The 25,580-nt window shown below is 69.9% G+C and carries 26 protein-coding genes; 13 read left to right on the top strand and 13 right to left on the bottom strand.

The window, feature by feature from the left end; all coding sequences use genetic code 11:
• The first annotated feature begins 15 nt into the window (after nt 1-15).
• A complete protein-coding gene (locus FBY22_RS36470) occupies nt 16-1,515 on the top strand; it encodes an MFS transporter (RefSeq protein ID WP_142152230.1) in 1,500 nt (499 codons plus the stop codon).
• 182 nt (nt 1,516-1,697) lie between these two features.
• On the opposite strand, the gene FBY22_RS36465 is transcribed toward FBY22_RS36470, so the two are convergent.
• Nucleotides 1,698-2,000, bottom strand: coding sequence for a hypothetical protein (locus tag FBY22_RS36465; protein ID WP_142152229.1), 303 nt, complete (start codon nt 1,998-2,000; stop codon nt 1,698-1,700).
• A 163-nt stretch (nt 2,001-2,163) separates the two neighbouring features.
• Here FBY22_RS36465 and FBY22_RS36460 point away from each other — a divergent pair, with 163 nt between their 5' ends.
• Together FBY22_RS36460 and FBY22_RS36455 are read left to right on the top strand one after the other, a co-directional pair.
• The gene (locus tag FBY22_RS36460) at nt 2,164-2,592 is read left to right on the top strand and encodes an Hsp20/alpha crystallin family protein (RefSeq protein ID WP_174267393.1); all 429 of its coding nucleotides are present in this window, start codon (nt 2,164-2,166) and stop codon (nt 2,590-2,592) included.
• 121 nt (nt 2,593-2,713) lie between these two features.
• Nucleotides 2,714-3,193 carry a DUF2267 domain-containing protein gene (locus FBY22_RS36455; protein ID WP_142152227.1) on the top strand — a complete coding sequence of 160 codons (480 nt, stop codon included), beginning with the start codon at nt 2,714-2,716 and terminating at the stop codon, nt 3,191-3,193.
• Here FBY22_RS36455 and FBY22_RS36450 read toward each other — a convergent pair.
• The gene (locus tag FBY22_RS36450; protein ID WP_142152226.1) at nt 3,190-3,930 is read right to left on the bottom strand and encodes an alpha/beta fold hydrolase; all 741 of its coding nucleotides are present in this window, start codon (nt 3,928-3,930) and stop codon (nt 3,190-3,192) included. The two genes, FBY22_RS36455 and FBY22_RS36450, sit on opposite strands and share 4 nt — an antisense overlap.
• A 62-nt stretch (nt 3,931-3,992) precedes the next feature.
• On the opposite strand from FBY22_RS36450, the gene FBY22_RS36445 reads away from it, so the two are divergent.
• Nucleotides 3,993-4,421, top strand: a complete 429-nt coding sequence (locus FBY22_RS36445) for a MarR family winged helix-turn-helix transcriptional regulator (protein ID WP_399212450.1) — start codon at nt 3,993-3,995, stop codon at nt 4,419-4,421.
• Nucleotides 4,422-4,433: 12 nt separating this feature from the next.
• Here the strand turns inward: FBY22_RS36445 and FBY22_RS36440 are convergent, their stop codons facing one another.
• The 4 genes from FBY22_RS36440 to FBY22_RS36425 form a co-directional block, all read right to left on the bottom strand.
• Complete coding sequence (locus FBY22_RS36440; protein WP_142152225.1) at nt 4,434-4,937, bottom strand: GNAT family N-acetyltransferase; 504 nt, start codon at nt 4,935-4,937, stop codon at nt 4,434-4,436.
• A 28-nt stretch (nt 4,938-4,965) separates the two neighbouring features.
• On the bottom strand, nt 4,966-6,243 hold the full coding sequence (locus FBY22_RS36435; protein ID WP_260845285.1) for a DNA gyrase subunit B: 1,278 nt from the start codon (nt 6,241-6,243) through the stop codon (nt 4,966-4,968).
• Between the two features lie 108 nt (nt 6,244-6,351).
• Nucleotides 6,352-6,699 carry a DUF1330 domain-containing protein gene (locus FBY22_RS36430; protein ID WP_142152224.1) on the bottom strand — a complete coding sequence of 116 codons (348 nt, stop codon included), beginning with the start codon at nt 6,697-6,699 and terminating at the stop codon, nt 6,352-6,354.
• 120 nt (nt 6,700-6,819) lie between these two features.
• A complete protein-coding gene (locus FBY22_RS36425; RefSeq protein WP_142152223.1) occupies nt 6,820-7,851 on the bottom strand; it encodes a hypothetical protein in 1,032 nt (343 codons plus the stop codon).
• 100 nt (nt 7,852-7,951) lie between these two features.
• Between FBY22_RS36425 and FBY22_RS36420 the strand changes: the two genes are divergently transcribed.
• Nucleotides 7,952-8,527, top strand: a complete 576-nt coding sequence (locus FBY22_RS36420) for a hypothetical protein (protein ID WP_142152222.1) — start codon at nt 7,952-7,954, stop codon at nt 8,525-8,527.
• Between the two features lie 15 nt (nt 8,528-8,542).
• Here FBY22_RS36420 and FBY22_RS36415 read toward each other — a convergent pair whose 3' ends face one another.
• The 4 genes from FBY22_RS36415 to FBY22_RS36400 form a co-directional block, all read right to left on the bottom strand.
• Nucleotides 8,543-11,611, bottom strand: a complete 3,069-nt coding sequence (locus FBY22_RS36415) for a DUF3427 domain-containing protein (protein WP_174267345.1) — start codon at nt 11,609-11,611, stop codon at nt 8,543-8,545.
• A 257-nt stretch (nt 11,612-11,868) separates the two neighbouring features.
• A complete protein-coding gene (locus tag FBY22_RS36410; protein ID WP_142152221.1) occupies nt 11,869-12,879 on the bottom strand; it encodes a YecA family protein in 1,011 nt (336 codons plus the stop codon).
• Between the two features lie 60 nt (nt 12,880-12,939).
• A complete protein-coding gene (locus tag FBY22_RS36405; RefSeq protein WP_142152220.1) occupies nt 12,940-14,106 on the bottom strand; it encodes an MFS transporter in 1,167 nt (388 codons plus the stop codon).
• Between the two features lie 74 nt (nt 14,107-14,180).
• Nucleotides 14,181-15,653, bottom strand: a complete 1,473-nt coding sequence (locus FBY22_RS36400; RefSeq protein WP_142152219.1) for a beta-1,6-galactanase — start codon at nt 15,651-15,653, stop codon at nt 14,181-14,183.
• Nucleotides 15,654-15,905: 252 nt separating this feature from the next.
• On the opposite strand from FBY22_RS36400, the gene FBY22_RS36395 reads away from it, so the two are divergent.
• Nucleotides 15,906-16,679: a class E sortase gene (locus tag FBY22_RS36395; RefSeq protein ID WP_142152218.1), complete on the top strand. Its 774-nt coding sequence runs from the start codon at nt 15,906-15,908 to the stop codon at nt 16,677-16,679.
• Between the two features lie 28 nt (nt 16,680-16,707).
• Here the strand turns inward: FBY22_RS36395 and FBY22_RS36390 are convergent, their stop codons facing one another.
• Nucleotides 16,708-18,126, bottom strand: a complete 1,419-nt coding sequence (locus tag FBY22_RS36390; RefSeq protein WP_142152217.1) for an MFS transporter — start codon at nt 18,124-18,126, stop codon at nt 16,708-16,710.
• 68 nt (nt 18,127-18,194) lie between these two features.
• On the opposite strand from FBY22_RS36390, the gene FBY22_RS36385 reads away from it, so the two are divergent.
• The 4 genes from FBY22_RS36385 (at nt 18,195) to FBY22_RS36370 (ending at nt 20,876) form a co-directional block, all read left to right on the top strand.
• On the top strand, nt 18,195-18,722 hold the full coding sequence (locus tag FBY22_RS36385) for a helix-turn-helix domain-containing protein (protein ID WP_142152216.1): 528 nt from the start codon (nt 18,195-18,197) through the stop codon (nt 18,720-18,722).
• A 44-nt stretch (nt 18,723-18,766) separates the two neighbouring features.
• Nucleotides 18,767-19,078, top strand: a complete 312-nt coding sequence (locus FBY22_RS36380) for a DUF6412 domain-containing protein (protein ID WP_142152215.1) — start codon at nt 18,767-18,769, stop codon at nt 19,076-19,078.
• Between the two features lie 88 nt (nt 19,079-19,166).
• Nucleotides 19,167-19,889 carry a YidC/Oxa1 family membrane protein insertase gene (locus tag FBY22_RS36375; RefSeq protein WP_142152214.1) on the top strand — a complete coding sequence of 241 codons (723 nt, stop codon included), beginning with the start codon at nt 19,167-19,169 and terminating at the stop codon, nt 19,887-19,889.
• A gap of 129 nt (nt 19,890-20,018) precedes the next feature.
• A complete protein-coding gene (locus FBY22_RS36370; protein ID WP_142152213.1) occupies nt 20,019-20,876 on the top strand; it encodes a fumarylacetoacetate hydrolase family protein in 858 nt (285 codons plus the stop codon).
• A 130-nt stretch (nt 20,877-21,006) separates the two neighbouring features.
• Here the strand turns inward: FBY22_RS36370 and FBY22_RS36365 are convergent, their stop codons facing one another.
• A complete protein-coding gene (locus tag FBY22_RS36365) occupies nt 21,007-21,513 on the bottom strand; it encodes a heme-degrading domain-containing protein (RefSeq protein WP_142152212.1) in 507 nt (168 codons plus the stop codon).
• Complete coding sequence (locus tag FBY22_RS36360; protein WP_142152211.1) at nt 21,510-22,586, bottom strand: Gfo/Idh/MocA family oxidoreductase; 1,077 nt, start codon at nt 22,584-22,586, stop codon at nt 21,510-21,512. The genes FBY22_RS36365 and FBY22_RS36360 overlap by 4 nt, the downstream gene beginning before the upstream one ends.
• A 30-nt stretch (nt 22,587-22,616) precedes the next feature.
• Here FBY22_RS36360 and FBY22_RS36355 point away from each other — a divergent pair, with 30 nt between their 5' ends.
• The 3 genes from FBY22_RS36355 (at nt 22,617) to FBY22_RS36345 (ending at nt 25,467) form a co-directional block, all read left to right on the top strand.
• Entirely contained in the window at nt 22,617-23,687 is a 1,071-nt protein-coding gene (locus FBY22_RS36355; RefSeq protein ID WP_260845282.1) for an ROK family transcriptional regulator, read from the top strand.
• A 129-nt stretch (nt 23,688-23,816) separates the two neighbouring features.
• Entirely contained in the window at nt 23,817-24,602 is a 786-nt protein-coding gene (locus tag FBY22_RS36350) for a hypothetical protein (protein ID WP_142152209.1), read from the top strand.
• 85 nt (nt 24,603-24,687) lie between these two features.
• Nucleotides 24,688-25,467, top strand: a complete 780-nt coding sequence (locus FBY22_RS36345; RefSeq protein ID WP_142152208.1) for an HAD-IIA family hydrolase — start codon at nt 24,688-24,690, stop codon at nt 25,465-25,467.
• The last annotated feature ends 113 nt before the right edge of the window (nt 25,468-25,580 follow it).

The following is a 25,580-nucleotide window of genomic DNA, read 5'->3' as shown; positions in this document are numbered from 1 at the left end:
CTGAGGAGGGAGCCCATGACCACCGCGGAGACCGCGAGCGGCCACACCGTGACGACCAACATCCCTGCAAGGCTCGACCAGTTGCCCTGGTCGCGCTGGCACTGGACGATCGTCATCGGACTCGGCACCGTATGGATCCTCGACGGCCTGGAGGTCACGGTCGTCGGCAACATCGCGAGCCGTCTGTCCGAGTCGGGCAGCGGACTGCCGATCTCCTCCGGAGAGGTCACCGGCATGGCGGCCGCACTGTATGTGGCGGGTGCGTGTGCCGGAGCCCTGTTCTGGGGGCGGTTGACGGACATCTGGGGTCGCAAGAAACTGTTCATGATCACGCTGGGCGTGTACCTGGCGGCGACCGCGCTGACCGCGGTGTCGTTCTCCAACTGGTGGTTCTTCGCCTTCCGGTTCCTGACCGGTTTCGGTATCGGCGGCGAGTACGCGGCCATCAACTCCGCGATCGACGAGCTGATCCCCGCGCTGTACCGGGGGCGTGTGGACCTGATCATCAACGGCAGCTTCTGGCTGGGCGCGGTGGGCGGTTCGCTGCTGTCGATCGTCGCCCTGAACACCGCCTACCTGCCCAAGGACGTCGGCTGGCGGCTGACGTTCGCGCTGGGGGCCGTGCTCGCGCTGGTCATCCTTCTCGTACGACGGCACGTTCCGGAGAGTCCACGATGGCTGCTGATCCACGGCAGGGACCGGGAGGCCGAGGAGATCGTCTCCTCCATCGAGGAGCAGGTGGAGGCGGAGAAGGGGCAGCCGCTGAAGCGGCCCGAAGGTGAGATCACCATCCACCAGCGGCGCAACGTGAAGTTCACCGAGATCGCCCGCACCCTGTTCTCCGACTACCGCCGGCGGTCGGTGCTCGGGTTCTCGCTCTTCATCGGCCAGGCGTTCCTGTACAACGCGATCACGTTCGGGTTCGGGGCGATCCTGACGAAGTTCTTCGACGTGCCGACCGGGGACACCGGCTACTACTTCGCCGTCATCGCGATCGGCAACTTCTGCGGGCCGCTGCTGCTCGGCAAGCTGTTCGACACGGTCGGGCGACGGGTGATGATCTCGTCGACGTACATCATCTCCGGGCTGCTGCTGTTCCTCACGGCCTGGCTGTTCAGCCAGGGGTCGCTGAGCGCCGGCACGCTGACGGCCTGCTGGTGCGGAGTGCTGTTCTTCGCGTCCGCCGGGGCGTCCAGCGCCTACCTGACGGTGTCCGAGATCTTCCCGATGGAGACCCGGGCGATGTCGATCGCCTTCTTCTACGCCCTCGGTACGGCCGCGGGCGGCATCAGCGGTCCGCTGCTGTTCGCCGACCTGACGGCGACGGGCAAGGTCGCCGACACGGTCCTGGCCTTCCAGATCGGCGCGGGGCTGATGTGCGCGGCGGGGCTGGTGGCGGCGGCTCTCGCGGTACGAGCGGAACGCCGCTCCCTGGAGGACGTGGCCCGGCCGCTGACGGCGGCGGCGTCCGCGGTGACGCGGAAGCGGGGAGAGGAGCGGCCGGCGACGGCGTAGGCGGACGCCGAGGGCCCGTTGGAGGGTGCGGGGGCGCGGGGGGTGCGGCGAGCCCGCGATGCGCTCGGCTCGCCGCCGTCGCGGGCAGTCGTGCCGCCTGGGGCGGCACGGGTGGGCGCGGCGGCACCCCGTCGCGCCGGGCCGCGCTTCCCACCCCCAAGTCACCGCAGGGGCGGTCCGCTTCAGGCGTTGCGGTCGGCCACAGCCCAGGACGCCAGCGCCACCGCTCCCGCCACTGCGAACACGGCCGGCCAGGCGCCCACCTTCTTGGCCAGCGGATGCGAGCCGGCGAACGCGGCGACGTACGCGGCCGTCAGCGCCCCGGCCGCCTTCCCGCCCGCCCGCTGCCGCCACTGCTGCGCGGCCGCGGCCCCGGCGACGGCCAGCACGGCCCCGCCCAGCTGCCGCTTCTTCGTCCAGCGGGCCACTCCGTACCCGCCGACGAGCCCGGTCGCGGCCACCGCCGCACTGGGAACCCTGGCCATGTCTGCCTCCTCGCGATGCGCAGGCGATCGATCCGCCCCGAGGCTAATCCGCGCCGCGCGAGGACTCGTACCTGAGTCCAGGCTTGTCAAGTTTCCTCCATGGAGCTATATAAGAAGTCGTAGGGCATCGCACCTCAGCACCTGATGAGAGGAGTGACCCGTGATGCTCATGCGTACCGACCCGTTCCGCGAGTTCGACCGTCTCGCGCAGCAGGTCCTCGGCTCCACCGCCGCCCGTCCCGCCGCGATGGCGATGGACGCCTACCGGTCCGGGGACGACTTCATCGTCCACTTCGACCTCCCCGGCATCGACCCCGAGACGATCGACCTCGACGTCGAGCGCAACGTCCTCAACGTCCGCGCCGAGCGCCGCAACCCCGCCCCCGAGGGCGCGGAGATGATCGTCGCCGAGCGTCCCACGGGCGCCTTCACCCGCCAGCTCTTCCTCGGCGACACCCTCGACACGGAACGTATCGACGCCTCGTACGAGGCCGGGGTCCTGACGCTGCGCATCCCCGTGGCCGAACAGGCCAAGCCGCGCCGCATCCAGATCAGCGGGGGCGGCGGCGGACGCAAGGAGATCGGCCACTAGTCCGCCGAGCAGTTCACACATCCCACATCCACACATCCCCCATCCAGCCAGAGGCGTCCCGCCGACGCGCACCGTCGGCGGGACGCGGCGCACCCCAGCACACCGGAGGAGGAGCCACCAGATGAGTGCGGCGACGACCCTGGACGCGAACCCGACGACCACCTCGGCGGCCCGGTGGAGTCAACTGATCGACGGAGTCCGGGAGTCGGGGCAGTACCCCACCCGCGCCGAGGCGGAACGCGTCACCCGTGTCGTCCTGTCGGCGCTCGGCGGACACGTCGTCGGAGACGAGCGCGTCGACCTCGCCCGTGCCCTGCCGGAGGAGGCGGCCCGCGTGGTCGCCGGGCAGATACCGGCCACCCGCCCGCTGACCGCCGCGGAGTTCGTGGACTCGGTGGTCGCCCGCATTCCAGGGGCCACCCCGGCCACCGCCCGCTGGGACGTCAGCTCGGTCCTGAGTGTGCTGGGCGAGCTGATCGAGGAGTCCGACGCCGGGCTGATCGACCGCGTACTGGCTCAACTGCCGACCGGATACGCCCTGTTGTTCGGCCGCGCGGAGCTCGCACGAAGCTCGCGCGGAGAGGCTGAGTCGTCGGTCTAGGCGCGGAGCCAGGCGTCGATGAGGGCGAAGGTGGCGTCCGGCTGCTCGATGTGCGGAAGGTGACCGGCCTCGGGAACGACCTCCAGGCGTCCGTTCCCGAATGCCTTCGCGTACGCCGCCCCGTACTCCGGCGTGACGATCCGGTCGCTCTCTCCCCAGACGAGCAGCGCGGGCTGCCGTACCCGCCCCAGGCGTCGCATCAGCTTGGGGTCGTGCATGTAGGGGTCGCCGGCGAGCAGCCGCATGGTGGCCATGTTCCCCTGGCGGCGCGCGAGTTCCTCGGCGGGAAGGGTGGCCGGGTCGGCGTAGAAGCGGCCCGGCTCGTGCCAGGAGTGCTCGGCGGCGGCGCGCGGGTCGAGGGCGAAGAAGTCGGTGATCGGCTCGGACTCGACGTGTATCCCGACGGCGTCGATCAGCACGAGCCCGCCGACGCGTCCGGCGTTGTCCCGTACGGCCATCTCGGCGGCGATCCATCCCCCGAGGGAGGAGCCGACGACCACCACGTCGGTCAGGTCGTTGTCCTCGAGGAGGTGCAGGTAGCCGAGGGCCAGGTCGTCGATGCCGGTGCACCAGTCGGGGCGCGGGGTGCCGTCCCAGCCGGGGTGGACGGGGGCGATGGTCGGCGCGCCGGTCGAGGAGAAGTGCTGGGCCAGTCCCGCGACGGTGGCAGGACCCCCGCCGCCGTGCAGGACGAGGACGGGGCGGGCGGTGGTTGAGGTCTTGATGTGGGTAGTCATGGCACCACTGTAACTAAACATCTTTATATAAGCTAGCTTAGTCAACAGGGTAGGCTTGGCTCATGCGCGATGACCTGCACGTTCAGCTGCAACTCCTCGGCCGGTCGGTGAAGCAGGCCCAGTACCGCCAACATCGGGCGCTCGACGGCGCGTTGGCCGAGGTCGGGACCACGCTCGCCCAGTGGGACGCACTCCGCGCGATCGGCCGTACGCCGGGAGCGTCGGCCCGCGAGCTGGCCGCCGCCACCTTCCAGACCGAACAGGCCTTCGGCACCCTGGCGGGCCGGCTGACGGCACAGGGGCTGGTCGACCGGCGTCCGGGACGGGGTCGCCGTATCGAGCACCACCTGACGCAGGCGGGGGAGCGTGTGCTGGAGGCCGGCCACACGGTGGCGGACGCGGTGCTGGAGGAGTGCTTCGCCGGGCTGGACGAGGGAGAGCGGGGGACGCTGCTGAAGCTGCTCCAGCGCCTGAACGAGCCGACGGCCTGAGAGGGCGAGGGGTCAGGGGACGAGGAACTGCTTCACGTACCGGTGGCACGGCACGGGCACCGGCCCGCCCGGCCCCTCCGCCGCATACTCGAACGGCCCCTCGTCGGCCCAGCCCTGACGCTCGTAGAACCGCCGCGCGCGGGCGTTCCCGGCGACGACGGCGAGCCACGCCCGACGGTGCCCCCGTCGCCGTACGACCTCCTCGGCTCGCGCCAGAAGCGCGCCCGCCACGCCGGCGCCCCGGTGCTCGGCCGCCACATAGAGCTGCTCGACCTCGTCACCGACGACCACGACGAAGCCCGCCACGGCACCGTCCCTTGTCGCAACGACGGTGTCTCCGACCCGCGCGGCGGCACGGGCCGCGAAGGACGCGGGCGTCCGGACGGCGACCAGCTCATCCGGTACGTGCCCCCGGTGGCCGTCGCACCAGCCGGAGCGCCAGATGGCGGCCACGGCCGGCACGTCAGCGGGGACCGCGGGGCGCAGGACGGTGATCGGGCTGTCGGGTCCGGGCATGGGGCCAGGTTACGGAGGGCCCGTCGCGTCAGTCGGGTTCGCCGCCCCGGCCGATCCGACGGATGACCTCCGCGGCCCGCTCCGGGTGCGCCTCGAACCAGGCGCAGAGGTGCTCGCGGACGGCCTCCGCGACACAGACGCGCACCTCCGTGTTACCGAGCAACCCCCTCGTGGCGCCAAGGAATTCGGGTTGTGCAAGCTTCACGGACACGACCGCCGTCAGCGACTCGTCGACCCGAGAGGGGGCGAGACCGGGGGCGTACGAGATGATCGCGGCCGTCACGCCATCACGGAAGCCGTCCACGTGGGTGCCGCCCTCCGGAGTGCGCCGGCTGTTGACGAAGCCCCGCACCCGAACCCCGCTCAAGCCGCCCCACGCCAGGGCGACTTCCATCGCCCCCGCCATCCGCGGGTCCTCACGTTCGAAGCCGATGACGTCCGGGCCGAGCCCCGCACCCGCCTCCACCTCCAGAGCCGCTACGAAGTCCCGCACGCCGTCCGGAAAACGGAACCGCACGACTCGGGGGCCGTCGGCCGGGCGCTCGTCGGTCAGGGAGATGACCAGCTCCCGGTTGAGGAAGGCCACCTGCCGGAAACGCTCCGCGAGCACCGCGAACGAACACGCCGTCGTCTCGAAAATCCCGGCGTCGGGCCGGAAGACGATGGTCGTGCCGTCGTGGGCCGCAGGCCCCACCGTCACCGGCGCGCCGACAGGGACCCCTCGCACGTACTCCCGGACATGCCGGCGGCCGCCGTACCGCACCTCCGCCGTCAGTCGGCTCGACAGGGCGTTGGTGACGAAGGGGCCCAGTGCGAAGGGACCCAAGAGGGCGAGGCCCCGGCCGCACGGCCCGGACGCGGGCTGCAACGAGGTCAGTTGGGCGTCGAGGCCGGGGGAGTTGTCTGCCTCGAACGGCACCGCCGCGCCATCGTCGACGACCCGCACGCCGCCGTCGGGCGTGAGCGTGACATCGACGGAGCCGGCGCCCCTGGCCAGAACGGCGTTCACGGCCCGACCGACGACCTCGAACACCGCCCGATGCAGCCCACGTTCCCCGACCGAACCGACCCACATCCCCGGCCGCTTACGAATGGCCTCCGGCCCCTCCAACACCTCGATGTCAGCAATGCTGTACTCCACACCGTCCGCATTCACGAAAGCCCTCCCCTGGGCGCCCAGCAGATGTCCCCAGCCTATGGGGAATCCGGTAAAACGCCAGGTCAGAGTTGGTTTGGCGAAGGTGTGGGCGGACGTCAGCGCGTCCAGGAGGAGGCGGTCGGCGGAGAGCCCGCAGACACGGGCCATCACTCGCCGGGGGCCTTGCGGAAGCCCCACAGGCCCCCATCCCGGGGACCCCTGAGGGCCCCAATTTCTCTCATCCGCAGGCCCGTCGAGGACCGGTCCTCTGAGGAGCTACCGCTCGGCCATGCCCTCCCGCATCGCCTTCGCGGTTGTCGCAGGGTCGTACTCCTCGGGCACGCCCGGAACCAGGACGATGTCTCCGACGATGTGCCGCGACCGCAACGGCGCGATCTCCTGATACGCCGCCGAGTCCCACCAGGCCCGGGCCTCCTCCATCCCCGGAAACCCGATCACCACCACATGCCCGGGCCAACTCCCCTCCTTCACCTCATGCTGCGCCGCATGCACCAGAAACCGCCCACCGAACGGCTCGAAGGTGCCGCTGATCCGCTCGATGTACTCGGCGATCTCGGGGTGGGGGGCGGCTTCTTGGAGGTGGGCTATGGCGTAGGCGGGCATGGGGTCCTCCCGGGTCGGTCCTGGTCCTGAAGGGTTCAACAAGCTGTGTCCGTCTTGCGTTGACGATCCTGGCGGCTGGTCCGGGCGGAGGCCATTACCTGGCAGGTAGCGGGCGGCTACCTAGCTTCCTACTGGGCAATCCGCACAGCGGAAGGCTCGTGGGGTGCTAATCGGCGTGGCGTTGGTTTCGAACTCGGAGAAGCCTCCCTCTTCGTTTCGGTACACGATGCCAATGCTGTATTCGGCGAGTAGGTCGCGGAGATCTTCGCGTGGAAGTGACGGGGTGAGCACCATAAGGTGGAAGGGCTGGTCGGTGATCACTTCTCGTAAGTAGCGACGTGCGTCGAGAAGCTGAGCGAGAGCTTGCGTGATTGAGTCTCTCGCTGTACTGGCCGTCGGCTCGTACAGTGTGTTGTTCGTCTGGTTGTAGAGATCGAACGCAAGTTGAGTTGTTGAGTTCCGCATCGACAGTTCCATTTGGGTGATGCTCTCTCCAGATAAAAGCGCGTGCTGCTCGAAGGCATCGGCCAGGTCGTCGCGGGCTGCGTCTATGAGGTCAGCCTGGGTTGCCTGCTGCAGTTGGCGTCTTTGGCGCCGGTAGGCACGGGCCAGTCGGCCGGCAGTCTGTTGGAGACGCAGTCTGGAACGGGGCGCGGGTGGGAGGGTGTCGGCTGCTTCCCTGATGTATGGGTCAATAGGGCGGAGCCTGAAGACGATGACGTTGCGATTCTGGCCTAGTTCGTCTTTGGCTTCCCGTATCTCAAAGGACCTCTGCTCATCGAGCTTGAATCTGCCTATGTACTTATGTGTTCGCGTGTCGGTGCCGGCCACCTTGCCGACGGCTATGAAGAGATGCAGCGTCCGACCCTTACTGGCGTGCCCTAGTATTGCAGCGTTTCCGCCGGTAGGAGTTTGGTCGCCTCGTTTACCGGCTCCGGTGTAGGTGAAGATGGGGCCCAGTTCGTCGTCCTCTGCAAGCCATCCGTCCCGATATCCGTACCGCTCGCCAACCTTGCTGTCCGAGAATAAGAGTACGTTTCGCTTCTCTTGGGCCGGACAGATTCCGGCATAGCCGCTGCCGCCAAGTACGGGATGGATTTGCGCACGTGTGAGGATGTCTCCGGGCTGAAACCGGGGTGCGAGCGTCGTCATGAGTCGAGGTTAGTGGTCTCACTGCACGCGAGTGCACGAGGTGACGTAGGTCGCGTGAAGGGGTGTTGTGGCAGTACTGGGTGCGGCCGAGGATGGTGGGATGAGTGATGCAACGGGGACTGTTATCTCGGCTATTGTCGCATTCGCGGCTGCGGTCATAGGAGCCGTGATCGCCGGTAGGTATGCCAAGCACGGCGCAGAAACGGGCGGACGCAAGGCGGTTGAGGCGGCGTTAGCGCAGGTACATGGTCAGGCAGCGGTGGAGCACTGGCAGTGGGTGCGGAGTCAGCGACATCAATCCTTTGCCGACCTTATTGCGGCTTATGCCGCCCTTGATGAGGTGGTCGTCCGTATCACGCCCGAGGTGCGAAGCGGCGGCGGGCTAGACCCGGAAACGGGGCGTGAGGTCCGAGAATGTACGCTCGAACTTCAGGCTAAAACAAGCCAATTGGCGCTTTGGGGGCCAAGTGAAGCAAATGCTTTGGCCTACGCGCTAACGCGCAAGTCGGTCGCCACTGTGCGCGCCTTGCTGCATATGCGCAACCAAGGTTCCTCTGACACGCGCGCAGATTGGTCCATCTTTGACCAGGCTAGAGAGGAAATGATCCAAGCGCACGCCGCCTTCCTGCAGCGGGCCGGCGAAATCATTCGTGACCCGCGGCAGCCGGTCAGCTAGCCGGGTCTTGCCCTCCTAGCCTGCGGTGATAGTTGAGTACGACCAGACATCCGCAGGCAGGTCGTGATGCAACTGCCAGGTGATGGCCATGGGCTTGCTGCCTTCGTGTCGGACGTACGTTGCGGGGCCGAGGAGCATCCATGGTTGCGCTTTGCCGATGTCGGTGTCTTTGTAGCGCCGCATGAACAGCAGTACGTGGCTGCCGCGTTCGGCGTGCTGCTGATAGCGCAAGCCGGTGGGCGAGGTCTCTGCCGTCGTGCTCTGTGACTCCCAGTGGAAGAGGGAAGGGCTCAACGCGTAGTCCTTGTACCGGATGGTGGGCGAGAAGTCCTTTTCGTTCTTCTCCAATGTGATCAGTAGGGCGTCCGTCTGGTTTGACTCGTCCCACAGAACGCCCTGGGCGAACGAGCCGGGCATCTGTCCGCCCAGGCGTGCGACGCCCAGTGCGGCAAGGATCTCCGAGCGGTTGTAAGCACTGTGGATCTTCAAAGGGAGATGCGAGTGTGGGCCCTCCAGCGGGATGGGGAGGTGGTCGGCCTGGCCCATCACGTGGTCGAGGACCTGGCGCAGCTCGCTGCGGAAGGCTCGCTGCTTGCGGAGCGATTCGAGCCCTTGCGCGTAGGAGCCAAAGCCACCGGCCTTGTCCCAGAGGTTGAAGAAGAGCATGCGTGCATACGTTTTGTCTCGAGGATTCAAGGCTTCGTAGGCTGGTGCTTCGTCGCTCAGAAGACGGGTGTACGCATCAGCCCGCCCCTGATCATCGACGTGCAAGAACGCATGTACTCGCTTCAACAGGTCGTCCTCACCAGCCTGTTCCGGTAGATCAGCAAGGCCCGAGCGACGCAGGACCGACGTCCACGAGTTGCTCGCCTTGTACAACTCCTTGATCTCCCGGCGGCTCTCCTTGAGGTAGTCCGCCAGCCTGTCGGTGCTGTAGTCCCTGGCTTCCTTCGCCAAGGTGGTGATGGTGGCCTTGAGCTGCGTGCGGATGTTGGCCAGCACGAGGTCCTTGGACTTACCTTCAAGGATGATCTGACAGCCGGAAGGCAGCTGCGGGAAGTCCCGCTCCATGCTGTCGACCAGGCGGTTGCGGGAGAGGTTGGTCAAAGCCCGGAACTGTGCTTCGAAGCGGAAGTCTGCTCGATGCTGGCCGATGAAGTCGAGCACTGTGAGGACTGGCTTGTTGGGTGTCCGGCGTAGCCCGCGGCCCAACTGCTGGAGGAAGACCGTGGCACTGTTCGTCGGCCGGAGAAGGAGCAGTGTGTCGACATCGGGGATGTCCAGGCCCTCGTTGAACAGATCGACGGAGAAGATCACTTGGATCCGTCCCGCCTTGAGGTCATCGAGGGTGAGTTCGCGCTCGTTGGGGGAGGAGTCGCTGTCGAGCGCCGCTGCCTGGAAGCCCGCCTTGCGAAAGCACTCAGCCATGAAGTGAGCATGTGCCTTGGTCACACAGAAACCCAGGGCCCGCATACCGGCGGGATTGGAGATCTTGTCCTTGACTTGCTTGATGACGATGCGTGCCCGCGCGTGATCCGCCGTGAAGAGGTTGCCGAGCTGGTCGCGGTCGTAGGTCCCCGATCGCCAGTTGAGGTGTGTCAGGTCCGTTCCATCCGGAATGCCGAAGTAGTGGAAGGGACACAGCAAGTCGTTTTCCAGTGCCTCCCACAGTCGCAGTTCGGCGGCGATACGCCCGTCGAAGAACTCGTCGTGAACATTGACTCCGTCCATGCGCTCCGGAGTCGCGGTCAGGCCAAGTATTTCCTTGGGTTTGAAGTGCGCTATGACGCGCTGGTACGTGGCTGCCTTCGCGTGGTGGAACTCGTCGATGACGATGATGTCGAAGTGCTCAGGCGCGAGCTGTTCCAGCCGCTGGAGGTTGAGTGACTGCACGCTGGCGAAGACATGCGTCCAGTCGCGGGGCTCTTGGCCGCCATGGAGCAGTTCTCCGAAGGACGCATCGTCGAGTACTTCGCGGTACGTGCGCAGGGACTGCTTCAGGATCTCCTTGCGGTGTGCCACGAAGAGGAGCCGCGGTAGCTGCCCGGCGCGCTCATTGCGCATGTTCCGGTAGTCGAGAGCCGCCATCACCGTCTTGCCGGTGCCTGTCGCCGCGACCAGCAGATTCTGGTGGCGCGCACGCACCTCTCGTTCGACCCGGAGCCGTTCCAGCATGTCCTTTTGATGCGGGAGCGGGTGTACCTCGAGACCGGAGAGGCTGATCTTCAGATCACCGCTTGCCCCTGTACCGCTCGCCCGAGAGAGGGCTTCGGTTAGTCGCTCGCCGTCGCGGTCAGGATCGTAGGACTCGAATGCTGCGTCGGCCCAATAGGCGTCAAACGTGGCTTCGAACTTGTCCAGCACCCTGGGGGTGGCGACAGACGACAGCCTGACGTTCCACTCGAGGCCGTCCAAGAGGGCAGCCTTCGAGAGGTTAGAACTCCCCACGTACGCCGTATCGAAGCCAGTGTTGCGACGGAACAGCCACGCCTTCGCGTGCAGCCGTGTGGAACGGAGTTCGTAATTGACCTTCACTTCGGCGCCAAACTCGCGGACTAGCCGGTCAAGGGCATGCCGGTCCGTCGCGCCGATGTAGGTGGTCGTGATGACCCGGATCGGGACGCCCCGCTCGTTTGCAGCTCGAAGAGCGTCCTCCAGGACTCGTATCCCGTACCACTTCACGAATGCGCAGAGCAGATCGACGCGGTCCGCAGTGGCGAGCTCCGCTCTCAACTCCGTGCCCAGGTTGGGATCGTCAGGGGCGTTGGTGATCAGAGCAGTTTCTGAAAGAGGCGTAAGGGGGCGAAGTGCGTAGACACCCGGGGCCTCCTGCTCGGCAAGCGCCAGAAGCTGCCGGGGGCCGTCGGCAATAGCGCCAACGACCTCATCCACGTCCGGGGCAGGGGCAAAGGTGGCCAATGACTGTAGGAGCTGGTTAGCGACTGTCACCTGCTTGTCGTGCGGCAGCTGGCTGAGCCTGCGTCCGACGGCCTCACCGATATACCGAGAGAGGACATGAGGCGCCGACTCTTCGCTGACCTCTTCCGAGATGGCCTTCCAGCCGGCAGCTTCGAGCGCCTCCATGCGGTCGTGCAGAGCTCGAGTGACGAGTTGCTCGTACGCGCCCGCTATGGGCTCAGTCGAGCCCCCCGGTTCCGCCACAACTGCCCCCTCGATCCGATGAGTCGATCGAGATCAGTTCTAACAGCAGTCGCTGACAGTCGAAGCACTTCCATTGAAAGATGATCGTTTCGGACAGGGGGCGAGTCGGCCAAGTACGGCAAGAGCCCCATCAGGGAGCGGGACCGCCAAGGCCGACTCGGGAGCCGTACTGCCAGGAACTACGCCCCGTGACACCCCTCATAACCCCGCCCCGACCCGCACCAGCACTCCGCCCCCCGCTGCGGCGGCCACTCCACCGCCCGCCCGCGCGCGGCCAGTGTCGTCGCGTACTGCGGGAGCAGGTCCGTGTCCGACGGGGAGGTGGCTTCCGAGGCGGCGAAGGCCTCGTACGACGGCACGGTGCCCGTGACGATGCCGAGGTTCGGGGTGCCGCTGGCCGCCAGTTCGCGCAGGGAGGCCTCTATGGTCGCGAGGTGGGTCTCGTGGGAGGGGTACTCCTCGGCGAGGGTGGGATAGGCGCCCACCAGCTCCCTCAGTTCACTCTCCGGCCAGTGCAGGACCGCCACCGGGAAGGGGCGGGACAGGGCCTCGCGGTAGGTGCCGAGCTCCGCGCGCAGGCGGGAGATCTCCGCCTCCAGTTCCGCCGGGTTGTCCGAGCCCAGGGACCACACCCGCTTGGGGTCGTGCAGTTCGTCCAGGGGGACCGGTGACGAGGACAGGGTGTCGGCCAGGACGTCCCAGTCGTCGTGCGCCGCGCCCAGCATGCGGCGCACCCGGTGACGGCCGAACAGCAGCGGGTGCGTCGAGTACGGGGGCTCCGCCACGTCCGTCAGCAGCAGCCGCGCGCCCTCCGAGAACGTCTCGTGGGCCGCCTCCAGCTCGTCGTGCGCCTCCAGCGACTCCGCCACGATCACCCAGGGCGCCGGGTCGCGGGGTGCTGCCACACGGATGCCGGTGATGATCGCCCGGGCCTCGGCCTCGTGGCCGTACTCCCAGAGGTTGGAGGCCTTCAGGGCCCGTACCAGATAGGGGTTCTCCAGGCCGTCCGCGGAGGAGAGCAGGCGGTCGTAGAGGGTGGTCGCGGCGGGGCGGTCGCCGGACAGCTCCAGGTGGGCCGCGGCCTGGAGGAGCAGGGCCTCGGCGTCCTCGGGATACAGGCCGGCGGTTCGCTCCAGGCGGGCCGCTTCGGCGGTGTGGTCGACGTTCTCGGCAGGCGTGTCGGGGCGCATGAGGGAAACCGTACTGCCCATCGGTGACGGTGAAGAGGTCCGTGCTGGTCAAGGGACGGCTCAACGGCGGCGAGGTACGGGCTCGCGTGCCGCCCGGGCCATCGTCAGCAGGCCGGCCAGCACGAGGCCCGCGCCCACGTACAGCGGTGCCGTGTAGCCCAGGCCCGCGCTGATCGCCGCGCCGCCCAGCCATGCGCCGAGCGCGTTGCCCACGTTCGACGCCGAGACGTTGGCGCCGGCCGCGAGCGGGACTCCGTGGGCCGCGTCGGTGACGCGGGTGATCAGGCCCGGGACGGGGGCGAAGCCGGACACGCCCAGGAGGAAGGTGAGGAGTACGGCCGCCACCGGGCTGCCGGCCAGCAGGCCGAGCGCCAGGAGGGTCGCCGTGAGCGCGGCCAGGGACACCAGCAGGGCGCGGTCGCGGTTGCGGTCCGCCGCCCGGCCCCCCGCGATGTTGCCCACGACCAGTCCGCTGCCGTAGACCACCAGGAGCCAGGCCACGTCCGTGTCCGAGAAGCCCGTGACCTCGGTGAAGGTGTACGCGATGTAGCTGAAGGCGCCGAACATCCCGCCGTAGCCGAGGGCCGTGGCGGTCAGGGTCAGCCATACCTGGCGGGAGCGAAGGGAGCGAAGCTGGGCCGGCAGGGCAGTGAGCCCGTCCTCGCCCGGCTCCTGTCTGCCCGCCCACCTCGGTACCAGTACCGCGATCGCCGTCGCCGCCACGACCCCGACCCCCGTGATCGCCCAGAACGTCGCCCGCCAGCCCCAGCGGTCGCCGATCAGGGCGCCGAAGGGGACGCCCAGTACGTTCGCCACCGTCAGGCCCGCGAACATCACCGCCACCGCCCTCGACGCCCGTTCCGGGGCGACCATTCGGCGCGCCACCAGCGAGCCGAGGCCGAAGAAGGTGCCGTGGCAGAGGGCGGCGACCACGCGGCCCAGGAGCATCACCGAGTAGTCGGGCGCGAGCGCCGAGAGCAGGTTTCCGACGACGAACAGGGCCACCAGGCCGGTCAGGACCGGTTTGCGGGGCAGTCTCCCCGTCGCGGCCGTGACCGCGATGGCGCCGACCGCGACGGTCAGGGCGTATCCGGAGATCAGCCGGCCCGCCGCAGCCTCGGAGACGCCGAAGTCGCGGGCCACCTGCGGCAGCAGTCCGGCGATCACGAACTCGGTCAGGCCGATGCCGAAACCGCCGAGCGCCAGGGCGAGAAGACCGGCCGGCATACGGGCGGTCGGTGTCCCGGTCCGCCCCCACGCACCCTCCCGCACCGGCGCCGGCGCGTCGGAGTCCTCCCGCGTCAGATCGTCACTCCGTCGACCTGCAGGGTCTGCACCGCCTTGCCCGCCACCGACACCGCCACCGACTTCCCGTTCAGGTAGGTGTCCGAGTACGACCTGTAGAGGTCGCCGCCCGTCGTCACCGTGTTCCAGCGCGGCACCAGGCCGCCCGAACCGCCGGTCACCGTCGTGAACTTGGAGAGGTCGAAGGTGAACGTCTGCGCGGACGTGGAGGTGTTCAGGGCCACGATCACCAGGCGCCTGGCGGAGGAGTCGTAGGCGGCCACGGCGTTGCTCACGCCCGTGTCGAGGATCTTCATTCCGGGGCGGATGTGACGGCTGAACTGGGCCATTGTGTAGTACTTCGTCTGCACCGCGCCCGCCTGCAGCGTGCTCGCGTCGTACGCGATCATCGCCCAGTTGGTGGAGGGGTCCATGACCTGCCAGTAGACCCAGGCGGTCGGGTGCAGCCAGCGGAAGTCGTAGAGGAGGTTGAAGGCGAGGGTGTAGCCGGTGCCGTCGTTGTCGCCGGTCTCCGAGTTCCACAGGGCCTTGCCCGCCGTTGTGACGACGTCGGTGTAGAGCAGGTCGCGGCGGCCGCCGGAGCCCTGGTAGCCGTGGACGTTGACGCGGTTGACGTACCCCTTGGTGGTGGAGGAGAAGGAGTTCCAGGTGGTGCGGGCCAGGTCGTAGCTCGTTTCGTCGGACGCGGAGATCTTGGTGCCCGTCAGGCCGCGCTTGTCCAACTCGCTACGCAGGTACGGCAGTACGGCCGACTGGACCGTCGCGTCCATGTGGCAGCCCTCCTGGGTGCCGGTGGCCGTCCACCAGGACGAGGAGGGCTCGTTGAAGGCATCGACCGTCGCGAAGTTCACGCCCCAGTTGTTCTTGGCGTAGAGGGCGACCGCGGCGAGGTGGGAGGCGTGCTGGCGGTAGTTCCAGGACTGGAGGTTGTTGCCGCCGTCGGAGGCGCCGGAGGGGTTGTGGTTCAGACACATCCACCACATGGGGGAGTTGGCGAAGAGCTCGGTGGTCGCGCCGCGGGCCACCGCCTTCGTCAGCATGGCGCGCTGGGTGGCGTCCGCCGTCCACTTCCAGGCCGAGGAGGTGGGGTCCTCGTTGTTCCAGTCCTGCCAGTAGCCCTCGATCTGCTTGAAGGAGGGGATGTTGGCGGAGGCGACCATGCTCGCGCCGCTCACGGTGTTCCAGCTGCACGCGCCCAGGTTGTAGCGGGCGATGTTCAGGCCGAGGCCGGGGAGCGAAGTGCCGTTGTACGTCGTGGACTTGGTGGTGAAGAAGATGTCGGCGAAGTCGTCCCGGGCGCCGAAGACGTTGGCCCACCAGGCCAGGGAGGTGCCCCAGCCCTCCCAGGTGCCGTAGGAGGTGCCGGGGGAGACGGCGATCGTGGCGTCGGCGCGTGCGGTGCCGGTGGCGAGGGCGCTGCCCAGGACGGCGCCGCCGGCCGCTGTCAGCAGGGTTCTGCGTCGGATCATGGCTTCTGCTCCGCTTCGTTCGACGGGTTGTCGGGGCCGGTCCCTGAGCTGGCGCGCGACCCGGCGGGGTGGCGTGTCCCGTGCATGCCACGACGAAGCATCGGGTGTGCCGCGTGGGGTTGTCGAGGGTTGCGACAGCACTTTCTAAAACCTGTGTACGAAGGGTCGAACGGCGCCTGCCGCTGGTGGGTTCACGACTCTGCGCCTATCGTGCGGGCGGCTGGTTGCCGGGCCGGGAGGCGAGGCGTGCGGATGCGGGTTCCCGTCGTGCAGCACAGCGGCCTGCGGCGGTCGCTCCGGCGGCGCCGTGCGCTGTGGACCGGTGGCGAGCTCCTCGTCACCGCGGGCCTGGTGCTTCTGCTGCTGGTCGTGCATCAGCTGTGGTGGACCAACCGGGAGGCCAGGCGCGGCGCCGAGCACAGGGTGCAGGCGCTGGAGCGGGAGTGGGGTGCCGGTGGCGGTGGCGGTGACCAGGAGGGCTCCGGTACGGCCGCCTCGGCCCCGCCGACTCACGAGGAGGCCGGCGTCCGTGTCCGGGGTCGGACCGGTACCGCCCGGCCCTCACGCCCCGTCCGGTCCCAGGCCTACGCCGTCCTCGTCATCCCCCGCCTCGGACTGCGCGTCCCGGTGGCCGAGGGCGTCAGCAAGCAGAACGTACTGAACAAGGGCTACGTCGGTCACTACATCGGCACCCAACAGCCGGGCCAGGCCGGCAACTTCGCCGTCGCGGGGCACCGCAACACCCACGGTGAGCCCTTCCGGTACATCAACCGGCTGCGGCCGAAGGACCTGGTGGAGGTGGAGACGAGCGGCGCGACGTACACGTACGCCGTCGACCGGACGCTGCCGCAGACCTCGGCCCGTGACTCGGGGGTCGTACGGGCGATCCCGCGCTCCCTCGTCAGGCCCGGGTACGGGTACCGCGAGCCGGGTTACTACATCACCCTGACCACCTGCACACCGGAGTTCACGTCCCGCTACCGCCTGGTGGTGTGGGGCAGGCTCGTCTCCATGCGCCCGCGGTGAAGCGGCCACCCGATCGCCGGCTTCCCCCTCACGCCCGCTCCCGCAGCGCCACCACGGCCACCGCCGCCACCAGTGCCAGTACCGCCGACACGATCATCGCGATGTCGGCGCCGTGGCCCGGGCCGCCGCCCGATGACGTGACGAGCGCGATGGTCAGGGCGACGCCGGCGCAGGAGCCGATGTAGCGGAAGGTCTGCTGGGCGCCGGACCCCATGGCGGCGCGGGCCGCCGGCACGGACTCCACCGCCAGCAGGGGCAGGGCGGCGTTCAGCAGGCCGCTGCCGATGCCGCCCACGATCAGGCCGGGCAGCAGGCGGTGCCAGGAGCCCGAGCCGATGGCGCCCAGCATGGTCAGGACGCCGGCCGCGTGGAGGGCGAAGCCGACCGCCAGTTGCCACCGGGTGGAGACCCGGCCCGCCAGGCGCTTGGCCTGCAGGGCCACCCCGAAGGACAGGCCCGACCAGAGCAGCAGCAGCCAGGCCGTGTCCAGTGCGGACAGCCCGAGCACCTGCTGGAGCAGCGCCGGCACGAAGCTGAACAGGCCGATCACCGCGAGGCCCGTGAACAGCCCGCTCACGGAGGAGGCCAGGAAGCGGGGGTGGCGGAGCAGGGAGAGGTCGATCATGGGGGTCGTCGTACGGCGCTCCAGCCAGGCGAAGACGCCCACCAGGACGATCGCCGCCAGCAGCAGCGCGCCCACCTGCGGGCGCAGCCAGCCGTCGCGCCCCAGTGTGAGGGCGGCGACCAGGGAGACCAGCGCCAGCCCGAAGGTGAGGGCGCCCGTGATGTCCGGTCGTCCGCCTCTCGGGGAGCGCGACTCCGACAGGGGGCGCACGCTCGCCGCGGCCACCGCCAGGGTCGCCGCGCCCAGTACGGCGTAGGCCACCCGCCAGCCGGGGAGCGCACCCGCCATCAGCGGACCGACCGCTATGCCGCCGCTGACGAAGGCGCCCCACACGCCGGTCGCGTGCAGCCGGCCGCGCGGGCTGGGGAAGGCGTGCACCAGCAGGCCCAGGCTGCTCGCCAGGATGGCGGCGCTCGCCGCGCCCTGGGCGATGCGGGCCAGCGTGAACTGCCAGGTGGAGGAGGACAGCGCGCCGAGGGCCGTGGTGAGGCCGAGGGTGAGGGTGCCCAGCAGGAAGATCCTGCGCCGGCCGTAGTCGTCGGCGAGGCTGCCGGCCACCAGCAGGAGGGCGGCCAGGCCCAGCGGGGTGCCGTTGAGGAGCCAGGCCTGGGCGGAGAGCGAGGTGTGCAGGGCGGCCGCGGTGTCGGGGAGCGTGACCATCGGCGCGGTGTACGTCATCAGGGTCACGGCCGTCGCCGCGCTGGTCAGGGCGAGCGTGGCCCGCGGGTGCGGGGGTGCCTCCGCAGGGGGCTCCGGTGCCTTGGCGCGCGGCCCGGTGGACGCGTCGACCCGAGTGAGAGTTCGTTCATTGAACCTAGCCATGCCGTGAACCGTAGCATTCAAGGTTCGTTCATTGAACCTATGGCGGGTAAATGGTTACAGTGGGCGCCATGGCACTGGGCAAGGACTACGCGACACAGGAGTGCTCCATCGCCCGCGCGCTGGAGATCATCGGCGAGCGCTGGACCCTGCTCGTCGTCCGCGACGCGCTGTACGGCGTCCGGCGCTACAACGACTTCCTCGTCCACCTCGGCATCCCCCGCGCGGTCCTCGCCGCCCGACTGCACACGCTGACGGCGGAGGGAATCCTGGAGAAGCGCCGCTACCAGCAGTCGCCGCCGCGCGACGAGTACGTGATCACCGAGCGCGGCATCGCCCTGTGGCCGACCCTGCGCTCCCTCGCCCGCTGGGGCCGCGAGCACTTCGCCGAGGAGCAACTGCGCGTCTTCCGGCACGCCGACTGCGGCACCGAGCTCGGCGCGTACGGCGAATGCCCCGCCTGCGGAACCGTCGTACCGGTCGCGGACGTCATCATGGAGCCGGGGCCCGGACTGAGCCCGGACCCGGCGGACCCCGTCAGCCGGGCCCTGCTCGCACCGAAGAGGCTCCTGGAGCCCATCGAGACCGGTCAGGTATAACCGACGGCAGGGAAGACAGCCGTACGCAAGAGCGAGGGGGAGCCGTGATCCGCGACCGGGTCGGCGCGCGTCCCCTCGCCGTGCTCGTCCTGCTGCTCCTGCAGATCGCCCTGCTCGACACCGGCACCCTCGCCGCCACCGTCGCGCTCGCCGCCACCGCCGCGGCCGGCTCCGCGCTCGCCGCCTGCGCCCTGGTCGCCGCGCGCTGCGCCCCGGCCGTACCGCCCACGCGGGTGCGCACGGCGATCCGGGACCGCGCCCGCCGCACCGCCTTCCTGCCGCAACGCGACCCCGACGCCCGCGGCCGCACCCGTCCCCGGGCCCCGGGGTCCGCCCTTCCGGCGATCGTCGCGTAGGGCACCCACACCTCTCACCGGCCCTCGCGCGGTCGTCATGCCGTTTCCGCACGACTCCATTCCGGCATGACCCTCGGAGGGCTCACCCATGTCCGTCTTCACCGTCTTCGCCCAGCTCGTCGAAGACCTCGCCGACCTGCTCCAGCCACTGTTCGGCGCCACCGCGGCCGCGGCCGCGATCGTCCTGTTCACCGCGCTCGTACGACTCCTCGTCCACCCCCTGTCCCGGGCCGCCGCCCGCGGGCAGAAGGCACGCACCGCACTGCAGCCGAAGATCGCCGAACTGCGCCGGAAGCACGCAAAGGATCCGCGGAAACTCCAGCAGGCGGTGTTGGAGCTGCACGCCGAGGAGAAGGTGTCGCCGCTGTCCGGATGTCTGCCCGGGCTGCTGCAACTGCCCGCGTTCTTCCTGCTCTACCGCCTGTTCTCCAGCACGAGCATCGGCGGCAGGGCCAACGCCCTGCTGGACCACCAGCTGTTCGCCGCGCCGCTGGGCGGCCGGTTCACCGACGCGCTGGGCGGCGGCCTGCTGGGTGGGGCCGGGCTCGTGTACCTCGGACTGTTCGCGCTCGTCGCGGCCGTCGCCGCCTTCAACTACCGGCGCACCAGGCGGACCATGGCTGCGGCCGTCCAGCTCGCGCCGGCGGACGGCGGGCAGCAGGTGCCGGGGCTCGGCGCGATGAACAAGGTGATGCCGTTCATGTCCTTCTTCACGCTCTTCACCGTCGCCGTGGTGCCGCTGGCCGCCGCCCTGTACGTGGTGACCAGCACGACCTGGAGCGCCGTCGAGCGGGCCGTGCTCCACTCCTGAGCCGGCCGGGCGAGCGGTCCAGTCCGTGAACCGGGTATTGCGGAGTGGACGCCGACCTTGGACGATCGGCCAGTCATCCGATGGCTGCACCCCTCGGACGACCGCCCGCGATCGAGGGAGAGAGTGACCATGAAGCTGCTGCGAGTCGGTACGGCCGGAGCGGAGAAGCCCGCGCTGCTGGACGCCGAGGGTGTCCTGCGGGACCTGTCCGGCATCGTCGACGACATCGACGGCGCGCTGCTCGCCGACGACGCGGCGCTCGGCCGCGTCCGCGCCGCCGCCGAGTCCGGTGAGCTGCCCGCCCTGGACCCGGCCGGGCTGCGGACCGGGCCGCCGGTCGCCCGGATCGGCAAGATCGTGTGCATCGGCCTGAACTACCACGACCACGCCCGGGAGACCGGGGCCGAGCCGCCCACCGAGCCCGTGATCTTCTTCAAGGCCGCGGACACGGTGGTCGGACCGAACGACACGGTGCTCGTGCCGCGCGGGTCGGTGAAGACCGACTGGGAGGTCGAACTGGCCGTCGTCATCGGGCGGACGGCGCGCTACGTGGAGTCGGCCGAGGCCGCGCTCGGACATGTCGCCGGGTACGCGGTCGCCCACGACGTGTCCGAGCGGGAGTTCCAGATCGAGCGGGGCGGCACCTGGGACAAGGGCAAGAACTGCGAGACGTTCAATCCGCTGGGCCCCTGGCTGGTGACGGCGGACGAGGTCGCCGACCCGCAGAACCTGTCGCTCAGGCTGTGGGTCAACGGGGAGCTGAAGCAGGACGGCACGACGGCCGAGCAGATCTTCCCCGTCGGCGAAGTCGTGCGCTACGTCAGCCAGTTCATGACCCTGTACCCCGGTGACGTCATCAACACCGGGACACCGGCGGGCGTCGCGCTCGGGCAGCCCGAGCCCAAGCCCTTCCTGCGGGCGGGCGACGTCGTCGAGCTCGAGATCGAGGGCCTGGGCAGGCAGCGCCAGGAACTGAAGGACGCGTAAACACTCCGCCGGGAGAACCGGGAGAACCGGGAGAACCGGGAGATGCGGGAGGTGCGGGAGAACTGCGACGGCTTGTCGGCCTCGGGCCGTTCGGCGGCCGGTCGCGCGGTTCTCCGCACCCCCAGCGGATTCAGTCCTCGCGCAGGAACTCCTCCAGCGCCTCCACCACGAACCGGTGGTCCTGCAACTGCGGCAGCCCGCTCACCGTCACCGCGCCGATCACTCCGACGCCCTCGACGGTGATCGGGAACGAGCCGCCGTGGGCCGCGTACCGGTCGGGGTCGAGGCGGGAGGAGTCCTCGAACGTCGTGCCCTTGGCCCGGAAACGGGCGCCCACCAGGTACGACGCCTCGCCGTAACGCTCGACGACCCGGCGCTTGCGGGCGATCCAGGCGTCGTTGTCGGGGGTCGAGCCGGGCAGCGCCGCGTGGAAGAGCTGCTGGCCGGCCCGGTGGATGTCGATGGCGACGGGGGCCTGGCGCTCCCGGGCCAGCTCCACGAGCAGCGAGCCCAGGGCCCACGCGTCCTCGTGCGTGAACCGGCGGAAGACCAGGCGCCGTTGCTGCGCCTGGAGCTCCTCCAGGGACGGGGTGATCTCCGGGTGGAACTTCGGGGTCAGCTCGGTGTTGTGCGTCACAGCTCCACCGCCACTCCGGCGCGGGCCGAACGGCGGGCCGCCTCGATCACATCGAGGGCCGCGGCCGCCTCGACGGCGGTCACCGGGTTGGCGCCGTCGTCGTCGAGGGCCCTGGTCACGGCCGCATAGTACGCGGGATAGTCACCGGGAAGGGTCGGTACGGGCGTGCCGCCGCCGCTCGCCGGAGACTCCCCGGCGCCGATCGTGCCCCACGCCGACTCGGGCTCCCGTCCCCAGTCCCGGCCCGGGCGCTCGCCCTCCCGCAGCGCCGCCTCCTGCGGGTCGAGCCCGTACTTCACATAGCCCGCCTTCGAACCCAGCACCCGGAAGCGCGGGCCGAGTTGGGCGGCCGTCGCGGAGACGTACAGGTGGGAGCGGACGCCGCTCGCGTGCGTGAGGGCGATGAAGGTGTCGTCGTCGGCCTCGGCACCGGGGCGGCGGACGTCCGACTCGGCGTAGACCTGCGTGGCCGGGCCGAAGAGGGTCAGCGCCTGGTCGACGACGTGGCTGCCGAGGTCGTAGAGGAGACCTCCGATCTCTGCCGGGTCGCCGGACTCGCGCCAGCCGCCCTTCGGCTGCGGCCGCCATCGCTCGAACCGCGACTCGAAGCGCCATACGTCGCCCAACTCGCCCTCGGCGAGCAGTCGCTGGAGGGTGAGGAAGTCGTTGTCCCAGCGCCGGTTCTGGAAGACGGAGAGCAGCAGCCCGCGCTCCTCAGCGAGGTCGGCGAGTTCGCGCGCCTCGGCGGCGGTGCCGGCGACCGGCTTGTCCACGACGACCGGGAGACCGGCCTTGAGGGCGGTGGTGGCGAGCGGGACGTGCGTGCGGTTCGGGGAGGCGACGACGATCAGGTCCAGCTCGGCGGCGCGTGCGAACAGCTCGTCCGGGGTGGCGGCCACCCGCACCCCGGGATGTTCGGCGCGGGCCTGCTCCTGCCGCTGCGGATTCGAGGTGACCACCGTGTCGAGGGCGAGGCCCTCGGTGGCCGCGATGAGCGGGGCGTGGAACACGGAGCCCGCCAGCCCGTAGCCGACGAGGCCGACGCGGCGGGGAGAGGCAGTGGTACCAGTCATGCCGTCCACTTTCGCAACGCTGTTGCCAAAGTGCAAGCGCCGAGGACAATCGAGGGTGTGAACCTTCTCGCCCTGCGCAGCCACAACACCGCACTCGTCCTCGACCTGCTGCGCACTGCCGGCCCGGACGGCATCAGCCGGCTGGAGCTCGCCGAGCGCACCGCCCTGACCCCGCAGGCCGTCAGCAAGATCACCGCCCGGCTGCGGGCCGACGGACTCGCCACGGAGGCGGGCCGCCGGGCCTCCACCGGCGGCAAGCCGCGGACGGTACTGCGGCTGGTGCCGGAGGCGGGACACGCGGTCGGCGTCCACCTGGACCGCGACGAACTGCGCGCGGTCCGGGTCGATCTGACGGGAGCCGTGGTGGCGGAGCGGCGGACCGCGGTGGATCTGGGGGTGAGCGCGGACGCGGTGGTGGAGGCCGTGGCACGGGAGGTGAAGGGGCTGACGGGGGGCGGGCTCGGAACGGGGATCGCTCTGCCCGGGCCACTCGATCACGCCCGCGGCGTACTGCACCGCGTCACCGGGTTCCCCGAGTGGGACGGCTTTGCGTTGCGGGACGCGCTCGAGCGGCGGCTCGGCGTGCCGGTCGTCGTGGACAAGGACACCAACGCGGCGGCGCTGGGGCTGGCGGTGGCGGGCGAGGCCGGGTCCTTCGCCTACCTGCACCTCGGTACCGGGCTCGGGGCGGGGCTCGTCATAGGCGGGACCGTGCACCGCGGTGCCCGTACCGGAGCGGGGGAGTTCGGGCACCAGGTGGTGCAGCTCGACGGGCCGCCGTGCGGCTGCGGAAACCGGGGCTGCGTGGAGGCGCTGTGCCTCGACGCCGTCGCACGCGGCGACCTGGCCGGGGCCGCGCGGGTGCTCGGCGTCGGCGCCGGGAACCTGGTCGCCCTGCTCGACGTCGACCTCGTCCTGCTCGGCGGCCGTACCGTCGCCGCCGCGCCCGAGGAGTTCGCACGGGGCGTGGCCGCCGTACTGGACGAACGCGCCCGGCGCGCGGGCGAGGAGGCGGTACCCGTGCGGGTCGCCTCCGACGGGGTCGCCGAAGGGGCCGCGCAGCTGGTCCTGGGACCCGTGTTCGGGCGCACCGACGGCTGACGTACCGGCGTGCGCCGGCCGGCCGGACCGACGGCTCACTCACCGGCGTGCGCCGATCGGGGGGACTTGCCCGGCCGTCCGGAGCGGCGGCCGCCCTCGCCCGCACCCCACCGGCATGCTCATGTGCTTATGCGACTGTGCACGCCCCTGTCCCTCTGCCTTGCAGCAGCCGCCCTCCTGCCCACGGCGTCTCCCGCCTCCGCCGTCGCCAGTTGCGCGAGCGGCCCGGACTTCCCCCTCACCACCCGTATCCACGACGCCCCCGACACCTATGAGGCCGGCGGCGGATACGGCACCTGGTACCTGGACCTCACCAACACCACCACCCGGACCTGCGCGTCCGTGCACCCGGTGGTCGTACTCGTCGACGACGACCGGACACTGAAGCCCTCCCAGACCCGCCTGGAGTTCTACGACGGCTCGCGCCACCACCCGGTCCGCTTCCGGGCCACCGACGAGGCGGAGCTCGTCGGCGCCTTCGACGACGGCTTCCCGGGCTTCACCGTTGGCCCCCGCCGGACCGTCACCGTCAAGGTCCGGCTCGCGCTGACCTCGGACGCCGTGGCCGACGAGGTCACCGCGAACGCGGCCGTCGTCCAGCGGCACGACGACGACGGCGACTGGATCGGCCAGTCCAACGACTACCGCTTCCACGTCCGGCACGACACACCGACCGAGCCCGGCACCAGCACCCCCACGAGCACCGGTAGCAGTACCGGCACCGGCACCGGCACCAATACCGGCGGCCCCGGAACCGCCCCGCCCGGGCGGGGCCGCGACGACCTCCCGTTCGCCGACGAACTCGCCCGGACGGGCATCCCCACCCCCCGTGCCGCCCTCGCCGCCACCGCCGTCCTCCTCCTCGCCGTCGGCGGGGCACTCCTCCTGGCCCGCCGATCGCGAGGGCGCCGGTGAGACGCCCATTCCCTCAAGATCCGACCTTTGTCTAGGCTGGGCCCACGCAGCACCGCGTACATGCGTACGGCAGGAGATCCCGCACATGGCAGAACGCAGGCCCATCGAGTCGTGGCTCACCGACATGGACGGTGTGCTCATCCACGAGGGCGTACCGATCCCCGGTGCCGACGCCTTCCTGAAGAAGCTGCGCGAGTCCGGCAGGCCCTTCCTGGTCCTGACCAACAACTCCATCTACACCCCGCGCGACCTGCACGCCCGGCTGCGGCGCATGGGCCTGGACGTGCCGGTCGAGTCCATCTGGACCTCCGCGCTGGCCACCGCCCAGTTCCTGGACGACCAGCGGCCGGGCGGCTCGGCGTACGTCATCGGGGAGGCGGGGCTGACCACCGCCCTGCACGACATCGGGTACATCCTCACCGACCACGAACCGGACTACGTCGTCCTCGGCGAGACCCGTACGTACTCCTTCGAGGCCATGACGCAGGCGGTGCGGCTCATCCGCAACGGCGCCCGCTTCATCGCCACCAACCCGGACGAGACCGGCCCCTCCCACGAGGGTCCGCTGCCTGCGACCGGCGCCGTCGCCGCGCTGATCACCAAGGCGACCGGCAGGAAGCCGTACTTCGCGGGCAAGCCCAACCCGCTGATGATGCGCACCGGGCTCAACGCGATCGGGGCGCACTCCGAGACCAGCGCGATGATCGGCGACCGCATGGACACCGACGTCCTCGCCGGGATGGAGGCGGGGATGCAGACGTTCCTGGTCCTCACCGGGCTGACCGGGCCGGGGCAGATCGAGGACTTCCCGTACCGGCCGTCCCACGTCGTCGACTCGATCGCCGATCTCGTCGAGCTGATCTGACGACGGCGCCCGACAACGCGGGCAGACGGCGCTGAAACCCTTCTTACCCCGTTCGGAGCAGTGCGGGCCCTTTTGAGGATGCGGGGCCGGGGTGTGCGGGGGAGTCTCCAGAT

This window comes from Streptomyces sp. SLBN-31 (assembly GCF_006715395.1).
Taxonomy (GTDB): Bacteria; Actinomycetota; Actinomycetes; order Streptomycetales; family Streptomycetaceae; genus Streptomyces.
Note: the sequence above shows the minus strand (reverse complement) of the source record. Positions and strands in the feature narration are given on the sequence as shown.

Coding starts and splice junctions, on each gene's coding strand:
- FBY22_RS36470 (WP_142152230.1), top strand. CDS start 16: ATGACCACCGCGGAGACCGCGAGCGGCCACACCGTGACGACCAACATC.
- FBY22_RS36465 (WP_142152229.1), bottom strand. CDS start 2,000: ATGGCCAGGGTTCCCAGTGCGGCGGTGGCCGCGACCGGGCTCGTCGGC.
- FBY22_RS36460 (WP_174267393.1), top strand. CDS start 2,164: ATGCTCATGCGTACCGACCCGTTCCGCGAGTTCGACCGTCTCGCGCAG.
- FBY22_RS36455 (WP_142152227.1), top strand. CDS start 2,714: ATGAGTGCGGCGACGACCCTGGACGCGAACCCGACGACCACCTCGGCG.
- FBY22_RS36450 (WP_142152226.1), bottom strand. CDS start 3,930: ATGACTACCCACATCAAGACCTCAACCACCGCCCGCCCCGTCCTCGTC.
- FBY22_RS36445 (WP_399212450.1), top strand. CDS start 3,993: ATGCGCGATGACCTGCACGTTCAGCTGCAACTCCTCGGCCGGTCGGTG.
- FBY22_RS36440 (WP_142152225.1), bottom strand. CDS start 4,937: ATGCCCGGACCCGACAGCCCGATCACCGTCCTGCGCCCCGCGGTCCCC.
- FBY22_RS36435 (WP_260845285.1), bottom strand. CDS start 6,243: ATGGCCCGTGTCTGCGGGCTCTCCGCCGACCGCCTCCTCCTGGACGCG.
- FBY22_RS36430 (WP_142152224.1), bottom strand. CDS start 6,699: ATGCCCGCCTACGCCATAGCCCACCTCCAAGAAGCCGCCCCCCACCCC.
- FBY22_RS36425 (WP_142152223.1), bottom strand. CDS start 7,851: ATGACGACGCTCGCACCCCGGTTTCAGCCCGGAGACATCCTCACACGT.
- FBY22_RS36420 (WP_142152222.1), top strand. CDS start 7,952: ATGAGTGATGCAACGGGGACTGTTATCTCGGCTATTGTCGCATTCGCG.
- FBY22_RS36415 (WP_174267345.1), bottom strand. CDS start 11,611: ATGGAGGCGCTCGAAGCTGCCGGCTGGAAGGCCATCTCGGAAGAGGTC.
- FBY22_RS36410 (WP_142152221.1), bottom strand. CDS start 12,879: ATGCGCCCCGACACGCCTGCCGAGAACGTCGACCACACCGCCGAAGCG.
- FBY22_RS36405 (WP_142152220.1), bottom strand. CDS start 14,106: ATGCCGGCCGGTCTTCTCGCCCTGGCGCTCGGCGGTTTCGGCATCGGC.
- FBY22_RS36400 (WP_142152219.1), bottom strand. CDS start 15,653: ATGATCCGACGCAGAACCCTGCTGACAGCGGCCGGCGGCGCCGTCCTG.
- FBY22_RS36395 (WP_142152218.1), top strand. CDS start 15,906: ATGCGGGTTCCCGTCGTGCAGCACAGCGGCCTGCGGCGGTCGCTCCGG.
- FBY22_RS36390 (WP_142152217.1), bottom strand. CDS start 18,126: ATGGCTAGGTTCAATGAACGAACTCTCACTCGGGTCGACGCGTCCACC.
- FBY22_RS36385 (WP_142152216.1), top strand. CDS start 18,195: ATGGCACTGGGCAAGGACTACGCGACACAGGAGTGCTCCATCGCCCGC.
- FBY22_RS36375 (WP_142152214.1), top strand. CDS start 19,167: ATGTCCGTCTTCACCGTCTTCGCCCAGCTCGTCGAAGACCTCGCCGAC.
- FBY22_RS36370 (WP_142152213.1), top strand. CDS start 20,019: ATGAAGCTGCTGCGAGTCGGTACGGCCGGAGCGGAGAAGCCCGCGCTG.
- FBY22_RS36360 (WP_142152211.1), bottom strand. CDS start 22,586: ATGACTGGTACCACTGCCTCTCCCCGCCGCGTCGGCCTCGTCGGCTAC.
- FBY22_RS36350 (WP_142152209.1), top strand. CDS start 23,817: ATGCGACTGTGCACGCCCCTGTCCCTCTGCCTTGCAGCAGCCGCCCTC.
- FBY22_RS36345 (WP_142152208.1), top strand. CDS start 24,688: ATGGCAGAACGCAGGCCCATCGAGTCGTGGCTCACCGACATGGACGGT.